Below are 14,746 nucleotides of genomic sequence, written 5' to 3'. Positions count from 1 at the left end.
CCCTGACACCACACACATCAAAAATGTGGGAGCGGGCTTGCCCGCGAATACGGTGTGTCAGATAAAGATACCCCGACTGATACACCGCATTCGCGGGCAAGCCCGCTCCCACACTTGATCTCCGTCGTCTGGTCGACATGCATTGTTAAAGGCCAGCAATCCATATCGCTTTAATTTGCAGGAAGTTTCCTAGACAATCCCACGGCCTTGCGCCTGCTCATTCCACTGGCTAGCCTTCGCTCCGTCGCTGCATATCAGCGATCGGGTGTGGAAACCCGGGAGTAAGGAAGCGTCATGATCGTATGAAAACGCTCAATGGCGGCTGTACGCGGGCAGACTTCGGTCTGACTGGGTCCTACTCCCCGGTTTCCACCCCGCGTATGGCTGCCACCTAACTTTGTTGTGTGGAAACGACATCAAGGTGACGCCTCCAACTGAGTAGGAGTTTACGCATGGACAAAATCGTCCCCGACCCACCACCCGCCTTCACCGTTCACCACGACCTCAGCTTCGAAGACGCCGTCGCCCAGATCTGCGACCTGCTGCGCTGCGCCGCCGCGACCGCTGCTGGCACCACTCAAGCGCTAAGCAGTAATCAGCGCCACATGGCCGGCGCCACCGAGCACTTGATCAACAGTGCCAGAACCCTGGCTGACCGAGCGCTGGACTGCCTGCACACCGCCTGACCCTTGTGGGAGGGAGCTTGTCCCCTCCCACAGGTTTACAGGGTAAACTCCCCTCCTTTTCATCTCTTCAACGGAGTTCGCCTTGCGTCTGTTTCACACCTCCGACTGGCACCTGGGCCAAAACCTCCACGGCCAGGAACGCGACTTCGAACACGCCTGCTTTCTTGAGTGGCTGCTGGGCCAACTGAACACCCATCTGCCGGATGTACTGCTCATCGCCGGCGATATCTTCGACACGGTCAACCCGCCACTCAAGGCCCAGGAGCGGCTGTATGACTTCATCATCAGCGCCCACGAACAGAACCCCAAGCTGACGATTGTGATGATCGCCGGCAACCATGACTCCGGCTCGCGTATCGAATTACCCGCGCCACTGATGCGCCGCCTGCGCACCCATGCGCTAGGCCGGGTGCTGTGGCTCGATGACGGCCAACTCGACGCCGAACGCCTGCTGATCCCCCTGCCGGACGCCAAAGGCAAGATCGCCGCCTGGTGCCTGGCGCTGCCGTTCCTGCGCCCGGCAGAAGTGACCGGTGCGCACTTGGGCGACGACTACCTACGCGGCATCGGCCAGGTGCACGAATGGCTGATCGCCGCCGCCAACGCCAAGCGCAAAAAAGGCCAGGCGCTGATTGCTATCAGCCATGCGCACATGGCCGGTGGTTCGGTGTCGGAAGACTCCGAGCGCAGCCTGATCATCGGCAATGCCGAGGCGCTGCCGGCCAGTCTGTTTGATCGAAGTGTCGCTTACGTCGCCCTCGGCCATTTGCACAAACCGCAGAAGGTCAATGGCGAGGAACGCATTCGCTATAGCGGTTCGCCGATTCCGCTGTCGTTTTCCGAAATCGGCTACAAGCACCAGATCCTCGACGTGACGTTCCAGGGCCAATGCCTGGTGAACGTCGAACCGATCCTGATTCCGCGCTCGGTCGACCTGCAACGCCTGGAAGCCGCGCCGCTGGCCGATATCCTCAAGGGCCTGGCCGAGTTGCCCGACGTCGACCTGCTCGCCGAAACCCAGCGCCACCCTTGGCTGGAAGTGCGCGTGCGCCTCGACGAACCGCAGCCCGACCTGCGCCAGCAGATCGAAAGCGCCCTGCAAGGCAAGGCCGTGCGCCTGGTACGCATCGCCGCCGAATACGCGGGTAAAGGCAGCCGTGAGGATGAAGGCGACGACCGCCTGATCGAACTCGACCAGCTCACGCCCCAGGAACTGTTCAGCCGCGCCTGGCAGGACAGTTATGGCAGCGAAGTGGATGAACAGACCTTGAAGGACTTCGCCGTGCTGCTCCAGGAAGTGCAACAGGAGGGTGAACAGCCATGAAGATCCTCGCCATCCGCCTGAAAAACCTGGCTTCACTGGCCGGCCCGTTTGAAATCGACTTTACTGCCGAGCCCCTGGCCAGTGCCGGGTTGTTCGCGATTACCGGGCCGACCGGCGCGGGTAAAAGTACCCTGCTCGATGCCTTGTGCCTGGCGCTGTTTGGCGCAGTGCCACGCCTGGGCGATACCGGCCAGGCGAAGATGCCGGATGCCGACAGCGACATTTCCATCGGTGACCCGCGCACTCTGTTGCGGCGCGGTACCGGTGGCGGTTATGCCGAAGTAGATTTTGTCGGCGTGAGTGGCCGTCGCTATCGCGCGCGCTGGGAAGCCAATCGCGCCCGCGACAAGGCCAGCGGCAAGTTGCAGAACAGCCGCCAGAGCCTGATCGACCTGGACAGCGACCAACTGCTGGCCAGCCAGAAAACCGAGTACAAAACCCAGCTGGAACTCGCCCTGGGCCTGAACTTCGAACAGTTCACCCGTGCCGTCTTGCTCGCGCAGAGTGAGTTCAGCGCCTTCCTCAAGGCCAACGACAACGAGCGCAGCGAACTGCTGGAAAAGCTCACAGACACGGCCCTGTACACCCAACTCGGCCGGCGCGCGTTCGACAAGGCCAAAGACGCGCGGGATGCGCACAAGCAGTTGCAGGACCAGGCGACCGGTGTGGTGCCCCTGGCGCCCGAGGCACGTGTCGAGCTGGATCAGCAGTTCGATGCCGCGCAAACCCAGCTCAAGACCCAGCAAGGCCAGCTCAAACAACTTGAGCTTCAGCACACCTGGCTCAAGGAGCTGCGCGAATGGCAGGAACGCCAACTCGCTGCCACCGAACAACTGCAGCGCGCACAAACCGAATGGGATAACCAGCGCCAGCAACGCGAAGACCTGGGCCGCCTGGACCAATTGGCGCCACAGCGTCACCAGTTTGCGCGCCAGGCCGAACTCGGCAGCGTGCTTGCCCCGTTGGCCGTGCAGATTCAGTCGCATATCCAACAACAAGGCGAACTGCATACCCGCCAGGAGCAGGCCCAGCAGCAACAAGCCAGCGCGCAAACGGCGTTGGCTGAGGCCCTGAAAACCCAAACGGATGCCGTGCCGTTGCTGCGACAGGCGTTTGAAGAGCAAAGCACCCTCGCCCACTTGACCAAGGAGCTGGCCAAGCGCACCGAGGACCAACAGCAGCACGAAAGCGCCTGCGCCGAAGGTCAGGCCCACCTCACTGCGCTGCTGGAAAAACAGAATCACGTCACTGAGCGCCTGCAACGCCTGGGCACCGAGCTTGAGCGCAGCGCCGCCCTCGCGCCGCTGAGCGATGCCTGGACCGCCTACCGCGACCGCTTGCAACAGCTGACGCAGATCGGCAATCGCCTGAATAAAGGCCAGGCCGAACTGCCCCAATTGGAGCAACGTGCGACCCGCGCCGCCGAGCAGTTCACTCAGCAACGCGAAGCCCTGGACCTGCTGTATCAGGAGGCCGGTGCCGAGCCTCACGCCGTGGCCGAGCAGATCCAGTTGCTGGCGAGCCTGCTGCAAGACAATCGCAAACAGCAGCGCGCCTTTGAAGACCTGACGCGCCTGTGGGACAACCAGCAACAGCTGGACCAACACGCCGCCAGCCTGACGCAAAAGCTCACCGACGCCCAACAACAACGCGAACAACTGAACCAGACCGGCCTGCAAACCAAGGCCGAACTGACGGTTGCCGAACAGACGCTGAACGTGACCAAGCAACTGTTGGAACGCCAGCGCCTGGCCCGCAGCGCCAGCGTCGAGGAGTTGCGCGAGCAATTGCAGGACGACCAACCCTGCCCGGTGTGCGGCAGCCACGAGCACCCGTATCACCAGCCCGAAGCGTTGCTGCAAAGCCTCGGTCGACATGACGAAAACGAAGAAGCCACCGCGCAGAAAGCCGTGGACAGCCTCAAGGAAAAACTCACCGAGTTGCGTGGCGAAGTGGGCGGTTTGATCGCCCAACAAAAGGAATACCTGCAACAGCAGGAACACCTGGCCACGCAACAGCAAGCCCTCCAGCCAAGTCTGGAGGCGCACCCGCTGGCCGCGTCGTTGCTCAACCAGGAAGCGGCCAAACGCAGCGCCTGGCTTGAGCAGCAACTGGGCCAACTGGGCCAAAGCATCGGCCAGGACGAGCAACGCCAAGGCGCCCTGCTCAACCTGCAACAGAACGCCGGGCGCTTGCAGCAGCAACTGCAAGCGGCGCAGGAAGCCAGCCAGCAGGCCCGTCAATTGCTGGTCGATCAGCAACGCGAGCTAACCAGCGACAGTGAACGCCTCGATCAGGAACTGAGCGCCTTCGCCAGCCTGTTGCCCGCAGAAATCCTGGAGGGTCTGCGCGCCGAGCCGGCTGCTACCTTCATGCAGCTGGACCAGCAGGTCGGCCAGCGCCTGGAACAGCTGGGTCACCAACGCGATGAGCTGGCCGAGCAACAAGAACGCCAACAGGCGATCGAGAAGGAACAGACCCACCAGCAACACCGCCAGCAACAACTCGACGCCCTGCGCCAGCAGGTCAGCGAGCTGGCGACCCAACAGCAAGCAGCCCAGGAAAAACTCAACGCGTTACTGGGCGAGCACACCAGCGCCGAACACTGGCAGCAGCAACTGGAACAGGCCGTGACCCAGTCACGCGAAAGCGAAACCGACGCCAACAAACAGTTGCAGGAAATCCACAACGCGCTGGTCCAGCTGGCGGCGGACCTCAAGGCACAACAGGAACGCGAACACGCGTTGCAGGCCGAACAAAAGGCCCTCGTCACGCGTATCAGCGAGTGGCGCGCCTTGCATCCGGAACTCGATGACGCTGGCCTCAACCGCTTGCTGGCCTGCGATGACGCCCAGGTCAGCCAATTGCGCCAGCAGGTGCAGCTCAGCGAAAAAGCCGTCGAACAGGCCAAGGTACTGCTGCAAGAACGCGAACAACGCCTTGCCGACCATCAGGCCCTGCACAACGGCAACCTCGCAGCCGAAGAGCTGGACAGCACCTTGGCCACGCTCAATCAGCAACTGGCCGAGAGTGAAAAACACTGCGCCGAATTGCGCGCACGCCAATCCGAAGACCAGCGTCGCCAGGACGCCAACCAGGCCTTTTCCGAGCAGATCGCCAAGGCCTATGACGAATGGCAACGCTGGGCACGCCTGAACGCGCTGATCGGCTCGGCCACCGGCGACACCTTCCGCAAGATCGCCCAGGCCTACAACCTCGACCTGTTGGTGCATCACGCCAACGTGCAACTGCGTCAGTTGGTGCGGCGTTATCGCCTCAAGCGCGGCGGCAGCATGCTCGGCCTGTTGGTGATGGACACGGAAATGGGCGACGAGCTGCGCTCGGTGCATTCGTTGTCCGGCGGCGAAACCTTCCTGGTTTCACTGGCGCTGGCCTTGGGGCTGGCGTCGATGGCTTCCAGTACATTGAAGATCGAATCGCTGTTTATCGATGAAGGCTTCGGCAGCCTCGACCCGGAATCGCTGCAATTGGCGATGGACGCGCTGGATGGCTTGCAGGCTCAAGGTCGTAAGGTGGCGGTGATTTCCCACGTGCAGGAAATGCACGAGCGCATTCCGGTGCAGATCCAGGTCAAGCGTCAGGGCAATGGTTTGAGCACGTTGGAGGTCAAGTGAGCGAAGCGCTGCTGTATTCGTTCCGGCGCTGCCCCTATGCGATTCGGGCGCGGCTGGCCCTGCGCTACTCGGGCGTACCGGTGCGCATCGTCGAGGTGAGCCTCAAGGCCAAGCCCGCAGAAATGCTGGCGCTGTCGCCCAAGGGCACGGTGCCAGTGCTGAACATTGACGGGCAGGTGATTGAAGAAAGCCTGGAGATCATGCAATGGGCCTTGGCGCAGAACGACCCGGATAACTGGTTACTGCAAGGCGACCCGGCCATATTCGCGTTGATTGCCGAGAACGACCAAGGCTTCAAGTATCACTTGAATCGATACAAGTACGCCGAGCGCTACCCGGAACAGCCGATGGAGCATTATCGCGCCGAAGGCGAGGTGTTCTTGCAAAAGCTGGAAGCGTTGTTGGCAGAGCACGACTACCTTTTGGCTAACCACCTGACCCTGGCGGATGCTGCACTGGCGCCGTTTGTGCGCCAGTATGCCCATGTGGATCGAGTGTGGTTTGCCGGTACTCCGTACACACGGTTGCAGGCTTGGCTTGAGCGCATTATGGACTCAGCGCTGTTCATCGCGGTGATGGCAAAACCCTGAATCCCGCATCGCCCGCAGCGCTTACTGCTGGGTTTTGTGATCCAGTGCGGCATAGAAGTTGGCGCTTTGTTGCAGGTATTTCTGGGTGTAGGCGCTGGTGCTGGATTTTTTGCCGGAGACTTCCACACTGGCCGCGGCTGGCAGGGCAACAGTGGCGGAAACAGCGGAAGCGGCGATGATGGAGAAGAGATTCAGATTCATGTCGGTAACCCTTGTGTTCGTTTGGTTGAGTGGCCGGGGAAGGCCTTGGAACCAAACTTACGCCCGAGGGCTAAGCCTTAGAAATGCTTTGAAACAGTAGCCGCTATTAACAGAATTAATAGAAAGGCTCAGGCCCCGCATGACGGGGCCTGTGGCTTATTGACGCACCAGGAACTTGAGGTCGCTGGGCGCATCGATCGGCAATTTCTGCACGGTTTTACCCAGCAGGCCGGTTTTGGGGTCGCGTTCGACCACCACGATTTCGTTGCTTTTCTGGTTGGCGATCAGCAAAAACTTGCCGCTCGGGTCCAGGCTGAACTCGCGTGGGTGGTCACCTTCCACGGAACGGCGTTGCAGTTCCTTGAGGTGCGCGGTGGCCGGGTCGATGCTGAACACCAGCAGTTGATTGGCCGTGCCACGGTTGCTCAGGTACAGGAATTTGCCATCACTGGAGGCATGCAGCGCCGCACCGGCCTTGTCCGATACCGGTTGACCGGCGGCGAAATCCACCAGTTGGGTCTGGGTCAGTTGGCCGTCCTTGTAGTCGAACACCGCCACCTGCGCGCTCATCTCGGTGGTCAGCCAGGCATGCTTACCATCGGCGCTGAACAACAAATGACGCGGGCCGCTGCCGGGCGGCAATTGCACCGAGGCCGGGTTGGCCGGGGTCAACGGCAGCTCAGGGTTGGCCTTGGGATCGTAACGGTAGGCAAATACCTTGTCCGCGCCCAAGTCCTGCACAAACACGTATTTGCCATCGGGCGATGACACCACCGAATGCACGTGGTTGGACGCCTGGCGCTCAGGGTTGACGCGACTGGCCGGGTGCCCACTCAGTTGCACCGGCGCCGATAGCTTGCCTGTGGCATCCACCGGCAGCACCGCCAGGCTTCCGCCCGGATCTTCCAGCACCGAATAGTTGGCGACGAACAGGTAGCGTCCATCGGCAGCCACGCTGGAATGGGTCGGCTCATTGCCCAGGCTCTGCACCTGGTTGATCAACGTCAGCTGATGATTCTGCGGATCGATGCTGTAGCTGCTCACCCGCCCGACCGGGTCTTTCTGGCCTGGACCGTTCTCGTTAACCACAAACAGGTGCTTCTGGTCCTTGGAGACCGTCAGCCACGACGGATTGGCCGCCTTGGCCGCCAACACTGGCTGGCCTTGGAACTTGCCAGTGCGGCTGTCGAATTGCAGGCGATAGATGCCTTCGCTGCTGCCGGCGGTGTAGCTGCCCACCAGCAGTTCATAGGTGTCTGCCGGCGCGGCTTGCACCGACATGGCACCGACACTGCCCGCCATCAGCAGGGGCCAGAATTTACGCATCATCATCCGCTTCATCCTCATCGTTATTGTTGTCGCCCTTGATCGCACTCAGGCAGACCAGACGGTGTTCGCCGTCTTCGTTGCTCAAGAGCCAGCTTTGCAAGCTGTCATCAAAGGTGGCGGCGTTCAGTTGTTCTGGACTGAACTTCCAACGCTTGAGTTCCCGGCCGTCCATGCTTTCGATCAGCAAGTGCTGGTCAAACGTGAAGTCGAAGGCGTGCAGCCCATTGATGATCAGCATGTCGCTGTCGGTCAGGGCGGTGCTCAGGTTGGGTTGCGAATCGGTCATGATGTGAAGTCACTGCGGGGGAAAAGACACATGATAGGTCAATTCCCCCGCGGTGCCTTGCGGCAATGGTCTAATCGATCAATGCGCGAAGAGTGAGTTGCCCTTCTGCCCCGCCAGTTTCTCCGGCTTGATCAGGAACCGCGCCAGCGCCGGCAGCAGCCACAGCGCGCCGAACATGTTCCACAGCAGCATGAAGGTGAGCATCAGGCCCATGTCGGCCTGGAACTTGATGGCCGAGAAGATCCAGGTGCACACGCCAATCGCCAGGCACAAACCGGTGAACAGCACGGCTTTACCGGTGGACTTGAGCGTCTGGTAGTACGCCTCTTGCAGCGGCAGACCGGCGCGCAGGAAGCTTTCCAGGCGGCTGTAGATGTAGATACCGTAGTCCACGCCAATCCCCACGCCCAGCGCCACCACTGGCAACGTCGCGACCTTGACGCCGATGCCCATGAACGCCATCAGCGCGTTGCCCAGCACCGAGGTCAGCACCAGCGGCAGCACGATGCACAGGGTCGCCGCCCAGGAGCGGAAGGTGATCATGCACATGGTCGCCACGCACAGGTACACCAGGATCAGGATGGTCAGTTCCGATTCCTTGATCACCTCGTTGGTGGCCGCTTCGATCCCGGCGTTACCGGCGGCGAGGATGAATTCCAGGCCGTCCTTGTTGTTTTCCTTGGCGAAGTCCTGCACCGCATGCACCGCGCGGTCGAGGGTTTCGGCCTTGTGGTCGTTGAGGAACACCAGCACCGGCGCCAGGGAGCAGTTGTTGTTGTACAGGCCATCGGCACGGGCGATGGAGTTGTTCAGCACATCCGGGTTACGCGACAGGGTTTCCCATTTCAGGTTGCCCTCGTTCATGCCCTTGATCATCTGCTTGGACACGGTCACCAGCGAGATCGCCGACTGCACACCCTCGGTGTTCTGCATCTTCCACATCAACTGGTCGATGGGCGCCATGGCTTCATAGCGCGAGCAGCCTTCGGCCTTGGTCTTGACCATCACCACCAGCACGTCGGAGCTGGTGGAGTAGTTGCTGATGATGAAGTTGTTGTCTTTGTTGTAGCGCGAGTCCGGGCGCAGTTCCGGCGCGCCCTGGTCGAGGTCGCCGATCTTGAGGTTCTGGCTGTACCAGAGGCCGCCGCCAAAGGCGATCAGGGCCAGGAAGATCGAGACCGGCGCGACTTTGGGGCTGGCGAATTTCGAAAGCAGGCGCCAGAACGGGTGTTCGCGGTTCGCGTCTTTCTTGCTCTTGGCGATGGCGCGTTTGCTGATGCCGACGTAGGAAATCGCCACTGGCAGCAGGATCAGGTTGGTGAACACGATCACCGCCACGCCGATAGAGGCGCCGATGGCCAGTTCGCGGATCACGCCAATGTCGATGATCAACAGCGTGATAAAGCCCACCGCATCGGCAAGAATCGCGATCATCCCCGGTAGAAACAGTTGGCGGAAGGTACGGCGTGCGGCCGTCAGCGCGTTGTCCGCTTCGCTGGATTGCAGGGCGATACCGTTGATTTTCTGCACGCCGTGGGAAATACCGATGGCAAAGATCAGGAACGGTACCAGCATCGAGTAAGGGTCCAGCCCGAAACCGGCGGCATGCATCAGCCCCAACTGCCAGACCACCGCCACCAGGGTGGTGCTCAACACCGCAATGGTGCTACGCAGGCAGTTGGTGAACCACAGCAGCAGGACCAGGGTAATACCGAACGCCACGCCGAAGAACAGCACCACCATGATCAGGCCATCGATCAGGTCACCGACTTTCTTGGCGAAACCGACGATGTGGATCTGCACGTTGGGGTTCTGCTCCTGGAACTTGGTGCGGATCTTGTCTTCGAGTTCATGGGAGAACTTGCGGTAGTCCAGGGCCAGCAACTTGCCCTGATCCTGCGGGTCCGGGTAGGACTCCAGCAGCGGGATGTCGACGATGCTCGACTTGAAGTCGTTGGCCACCAGGCGCCCGACCTGGCCGGACTTGAGCACGTTGTTGCGCAGTTGATCGAGGCTTTCCGGCGAGCCGTTGTAGCTCTGCGGGATCACTTCACCGCCGGCAAAGCCTTCTTCGGTCACTTCGGTCCAGCGGACGCTGGGGCTCCACAGCGACTTTAGGCCCGAACGGTCGACACCGGAAATGTAGAACACTTCGTCGTTGATCTGACGCAGGGTCTCCATGTACTCCTTGGTGAAGATGTCACCGTCCTTGGCCTCCACCGAGATGCGCACCGTGTTGCCCAGGTTCGCCAGGTCATTGCGGTGCTCCATCATCTTCTCGATGAAGGGGTGCTTGAGCGGAATCATTTTTTCAAAGCTGGTGGACGGGCGAATCAAGGTCGCCTGCCAGAACAGGAAAATACTCACCAGCAGGCAGATCACGATGACTGCCGGGCGGTTGTTGAAGATCAGGCGCTCAAGAAAGGTCGCTTTATCGTTGTGATGACTGCTCATTCTTTCCCCGCCTTCTTATTGTTTTGTCGGTTCGGCGCCATCGGCTTTAGCGACGCGAACGCCCCCCTGCCCGGCCAGAATCAAGTTGCCATTGCCTGCCGCCGTGACGGACGAAAGCGAAATGCGGTCCGCACGGTTGAACACGCTGAAGGTCACGCCGTCGTCATGGCTGACCACCACGCTGCCGCCGTTGCCGACCACGACAATCGAGCCGTCCTGCAGCAAGGTCGCGCCCGACAACCCAAACTCCAGCGCTCCCCGCGCAGCGTTCAGTTCAACTTGCTCCCAGGTGCTGCCAAAGTCCGTGGAGCGGTACAGATTGCCGCGCAAGCCATAGGCCAGCAGGGTTTGCGCTTGGGCGGTGCCGATCACGCCAAACAGCGAGCCCTCGTAGGGGCCTTCGAGTTTTTCCCAGGTCTGGCCGTCGTCGCTGGAGCGGAACATGCTGCCCTGCTCGCCAACGATGAACAGGCCGGCGTCCTTGATATGGGCAATGGCGTTGAGGTGGTACTGGTCTTCGTTGTCGAGGCGGTCGCTGACGTCGTCCCAGGTCTTGCCGCCGTCGGTGGTTTCGATCAACGCACCGTAGGCGCCGACGGCCAGGCCGTGGTTGGCGTCGTTGAACCACACGTCGAGCAGCGGGGCTTCGCGTTTGAGGTCCTGGTACTGCTGGGTCCAGGTGGCGCCACCGTCGGAACTGGCAAGAATCTGCGCATCGTGGCCCACGGCCCAGCCCTGCTTTTCATCGACGAAAAACACCGCCGTAAGCAACTGCCGGGTGGGGACTTTGGCTTGGGTCCAGGTGCTGCCCTGGTCATCGGAATAGAGGATGTGCCCGCGATCACCGACCGCCACCAGGCGCTTGCCCGCGTGGACTACATCGATCATCAGGCCTTTGGCGGCCTTGGGGGATTCAATCGCAAACGAGGTATCGCTGGCGGCCTGGACGGCTGCCGGTAATACGACAGCGCCAAACAGCGAGAGCGCTGCGGCCAGCATCGCAACCCTGCGTGCGGCGCGTGGGCGGCAAACAACCCAACCCATGACAGGCTCACTCATAGACCTTTCTCCCATTTATTATTGTTATCGCTGCCTTCCGGGGCCTTGAAACCTGCAATCTAGAGCGCCTGGAGGAAGCAGGGGCCATCCTATCGGGCTTTCGAATCGTCTGACAATCGGCGCTACGTTATCTTTTGTTAACTGACCCCGTTTCGACAGCGCCTGAATATAGCTGCATTCGCGGGGGTGATCGCCGGAGCCTCAATGAATTTTTATTCCATCTATTGAAATATGGGAATTTTTATTCCATTAATAGTCTTCCTGAAAACAATAATCCAAAGGACCACGGCGATGCGTGAACTCGGAATCGGCTTGATCGGCACAGGCTTCATGGGGCGCGCCCACGCCCTGGCCTTCAATAACGCCCGCGCGGTATTCGAACTGCCGCTGCACCTCAAGCTGGCTGCACTGGCCGACGCCGACACCGAACGCGCACAACGCTGCGCCAAGGATTGGGGGTTTGCCCAGGCCCATGGCGACTGGCAGGCGTTGATCAATGATCCCAATGTCGACGTGGTGGCCATCACCACGCCCAACCATTTGCACTACCCCATGGCCATGGCCGCCATCGCAGTGGGCAAGGCGGTGTACTGCGAAAAACCCCTGGCCGTGAGCCTGGAACAGGCCGACGCCATGCGCCGCGCCGCCAGTGCTGCGGGCGTGGTGACGCGGGTGGGCTACAACTACCAGCACAACCCGATGATCACCCTGGCACGGCAGATGATTGCCAGCGGCGAGTTGGGCGAGATCATCAGCTTCCAGGGAGAGTTCAGCGAAGATTTCATGGCCGACCCGGCCTCGCCATGGTCGTGGCGTTGTGAAGTGGAACACGCGGGCGGCGCCTTGGCAGACTTGGGCAGTCACTTGCTATCGATGGCGCGCTATCTGGTGGGCGACGTAGTGAGTGTGTGTGCCGACACCCAGACCGTCCACGCCCGGCGACCGGCCGTCAAAGGCAGCACCGACCTTAAATCGATCGCGGTGGATGACCAAGTGCACGCCCTGCTGCGTTTTGCCAATGGCGCACGCGGCACGGTGAGCAGCAGCTGGCTCAAGCAAGGCTACAAGAACCATCTGAGTTTCGAGATCAGCGGGACGAAAGGCACCTTGGCGTTCGATCAAGAGCGCTTGAATGAATTGCAGGTGTGTGGCGTCGGCCAGGACGGGTTCCAGCGTTTGCTCGCTGGCCCTGCCCTGCCCGGTTATGCGGCGTTCAGCCCGGCGGCGGGCCATCAGTTGGGCTACAACGAACTGAAGACGCTGGAGGTGCAGGAGTTGATCCTGGCGCTGGCCGGTCAAGGTGCGGACGGCACGGACTTTGAGGCGGCGTGGGAGGTGGAGCGGTTGGCGACGGCGATTCGCGTGGCGGCCAGAGAAGAACGCTGGGTACAGGTCGAAGAGGTTTAACAGCCCCGAACCTTGTGGTGAGCGGGCTTGCCCCGCGCGAGGCAAGCTCGCTCACCACAAAAAGCAAAGTCTAACGCAGTGCCCTGCGCAGGACTTTGCCGACAGTGGTCTTGGGCAGTTCAGTGGTGCGGAACTCCACGTACCTGGGCACCTTGTACCCCGTCAGGTACTCCCGGCAATGCGCAAGAATCTGCTCCTGGGTCAGGCTCGGGTCCTTGCGCACCACAATGATCTTGACCTTCTCCCCGGTCACACCATCTTCCACCCCAATCGCCGCCACTTCGGCCACACCAGGGTGCAGCGCCACCACGTCCTCGATTTCATTGGGGTATACGTTGAAGCCCGAGACCAGGATCATGTCCTTCTTGCGGTCCACCAGGCGGATATAACCACGCGTGTCCATCACGCCGATATCACCGGTCGACAACCACCCTTCGGCATCCAGCACTTCGGCAGTGGCGTCCGGACGTTTCCAGTAGCCCTGCATCACCTGTGGCCCGCGCACTTGCAGTTCGCCCTGCTCGCCAATCTCAGCCAACTCACCGTCTTCGCGAACAAACCGCACCCAGGTCGAGGGCAATGGCACGCCGATGCTGCCGGTGAATTCCATCTCGCGCATGCGCGCAATGTCGATCGGGCTGATGCTCACCACCGGCGAGCATTCGGTGAGGCCGTAGCCTTCGATGATCGGCAGCCCCGTGACTTCCTTCCAACGCTTGGCCACCGCCGTGTGCGTGGCCATGCCTCCGGCGATCACCATGCGCAGGTCAGAAAAGTCCCGCGCGCAGAACTCCTTATTCTCGAGCAGGCCGTTAAACAAGGTGTTGACCCCGGCTATCCCGTTGAAGCGCTCCTTGCGCAGGATCATCTGCACACGCTTCACGTCCCGTGGGTTGGCGATCAGGATGTTGCGCCCGCCCAGGCACATGAACATCAGGCAGTTCACCGTCAGGGAAAAGATATGGTACAGCGGCAACAAGGTGACGTTGGTTTCCTGCTTGTCCTGGTCCAGTTGGTCACCAACCCAGGCCTTGGCTTGCAGCAGGTTGGCGATGATATTGCGGTGACTGAGCATCACGCCCTTCGCGTCGCCGGTGGTACCGCCGGTGTATTGCAGGAAGGCCAGGTCGTCGAGGTGCATCTGCACCGGGAAATGCGTGAGCGCCCGCCCCTGTTTCAGCACCTGGTTGAAGCGCAGCGAGCCGCGCAGACTGAACGCTGGCACCTGCTTTTGCACGCTACGCAGGATGAAGTTCATCGCCGCGCCTTTGAACGTCCCCAGCAAATCGCCGATGGCCGCGATTACCACACGCTTGACGCTGCTGCCGGTGATGACTTTTTCCAGGGTGTGGGCGAAATTCTCGAAGATCACCACGGTTTCCGCGCCGCTGTCCTTTAGCAGGTGCTTGAGCTCATGGGAGGTGTACAGCGGGTTGACGTTGACCACCACCGCGCCGGCCAGGATCGTACCCAACAGGCAAATCGGATACTGCAAGCAGTTGGGCATCATCAGCGCGACACGATCACCCTTCTTGACGCCCTGCCCCTGCAGCCAGGCGGCAAAGGCATAGCCTTGCACCTGCCAGTCGGCGTAGGTCATTTCGGTGCCGATGCTGACGTACGCCACCCGTTCGCGAAATTTTTCCAGGTGCTCCAGGAACACCTCGCGCAGCGATGGGTAGTGCTCGATAGCGGCGTCGATATCTGCCGGGACGCCGGGCAGGTAAGCGTTCAACCAGATCCGTTCGGTGTGTTCCAGGCTTACAGCGTTCATG

The 14,746-nt window shown here is 61.0% G+C and carries 11 protein-coding genes; 5 read left to right on the top strand and 6 right to left on the bottom strand.

From position 1 onward, the window contains the following. Window positions 1-452 precede the first annotated feature (452 nt). The 4 genes from HX823_RS16685 (at window position 453) to HX823_RS16670 (ending at window position 6,235) form a co-directional block, all read left to right on the top strand. Window positions 453-686, top strand: coding sequence for a DUF6124 family protein (locus tag HX823_RS16685; protein ID WP_177075590.1), 234 nt, complete (start codon window positions 453-455; stop codon window positions 684-686). A gap of 82 nt (window positions 687-768) precedes the next feature. Further along, the gene (locus HX823_RS16680; protein ID WP_177075588.1) at window positions 769-2,010 is read left to right on the top strand and encodes an exonuclease SbcCD subunit D C-terminal domain-containing protein; all 1,242 of its coding nucleotides are present in this window, start codon (window positions 769-771) and stop codon (window positions 2,008-2,010) included. Continuing rightward, window positions 2,007-5,645: an AAA family ATPase gene (locus tag HX823_RS16675; RefSeq protein ID WP_177075586.1), complete on the top strand. Its 3,639-nt coding sequence runs from the start codon at window positions 2,007-2,009 to the stop codon at window positions 5,643-5,645. The genes HX823_RS16680 and HX823_RS16675 overlap by 4 nt, the downstream gene beginning before the upstream one ends. Further along, window positions 5,642-6,235, top strand: coding sequence for a glutathione S-transferase (locus tag HX823_RS16670; RefSeq protein ID WP_177075584.1), 594 nt, complete (start codon window positions 5,642-5,644; stop codon window positions 6,233-6,235). The genes HX823_RS16675 and HX823_RS16670 overlap by 4 nt, the downstream gene beginning before the upstream one ends. A gap of 21 nt (window positions 6,236-6,256) precedes the next feature. Here the strand turns inward: HX823_RS16670 and HX823_RS16665 are convergent, their stop codons facing one another. The 5 genes from HX823_RS16665 to HX823_RS16645 form a co-directional block, all read right to left on the bottom strand. Continuing rightward, on the bottom strand, window positions 6,257-6,436 hold the full coding sequence (locus HX823_RS16665) for a hypothetical protein (RefSeq protein WP_016980181.1): 180 nt from the start codon (window positions 6,434-6,436) through the stop codon (window positions 6,257-6,259). 156 nt (window positions 6,437-6,592) lie between these two features. Continuing rightward, window positions 6,593-7,768 (bottom strand): lactonase family protein, encoded by a 1,176-nt coding sequence (locus HX823_RS16660; protein ID WP_177075582.1) that lies wholly within the window; start codon window positions 7,766-7,768, stop codon window positions 6,593-6,595. Further along, complete coding sequence (locus HX823_RS16655) at window positions 7,755-8,051, bottom strand: DUF5629 family protein (RefSeq protein WP_177075580.1); 297 nt, start codon at window positions 8,049-8,051, stop codon at window positions 7,755-7,757. The genes HX823_RS16660 and HX823_RS16655 overlap by 14 nt, the downstream gene beginning before the upstream one ends. A gap of 78 nt (window positions 8,052-8,129) precedes the next feature. After that, a complete protein-coding gene (locus tag HX823_RS16650) occupies window positions 8,130-10,505 on the bottom strand; it encodes an RND family transporter (RefSeq protein ID WP_033902391.1) in 2,376 nt (791 codons plus the stop codon). Between the two features lie 15 nt (window positions 10,506-10,520). Beyond that, window positions 10,521-11,564 (bottom strand): YCF48-related protein, encoded by a 1,044-nt coding sequence (locus tag HX823_RS16645; RefSeq protein WP_256350138.1) that lies wholly within the window; start codon window positions 11,562-11,564, stop codon window positions 10,521-10,523. 291 nt (window positions 11,565-11,855) lie between these two features. On the opposite strand from HX823_RS16645, the gene HX823_RS16640 reads away from it, so the two are divergent. Then, complete coding sequence (locus HX823_RS16640) at window positions 11,856-12,971, top strand: Gfo/Idh/MocA family protein (protein WP_177075578.1); 1,116 nt, start codon at window positions 11,856-11,858, stop codon at window positions 12,969-12,971. A gap of 70 nt (window positions 12,972-13,041) precedes the next feature. Here the strand turns inward: HX823_RS16640 and HX823_RS16635 are convergent, their stop codons facing one another. Continuing rightward, the gene (locus HX823_RS16635) at window positions 13,042-14,745 is read right to left on the bottom strand and encodes an AMP-binding protein (RefSeq protein WP_177075576.1); all 1,704 of its coding nucleotides are present in this window, start codon (window positions 14,743-14,745) and stop codon (window positions 13,042-13,044) included. Window position 14,746: the final 1 nt, after the last annotated feature.

The organism is Pseudomonas sp. P7759, from assembly GCF_013386445.1.
GTDB classification, from domain to species: Bacteria; Pseudomonadota; Gammaproteobacteria; order Pseudomonadales; family Pseudomonadaceae; genus Aquipseudomonas; species Aquipseudomonas azotoformans_A.
Note: the sequence above shows the minus strand (reverse complement) of the source record. Positions and strands in the feature narration are given on the sequence as shown.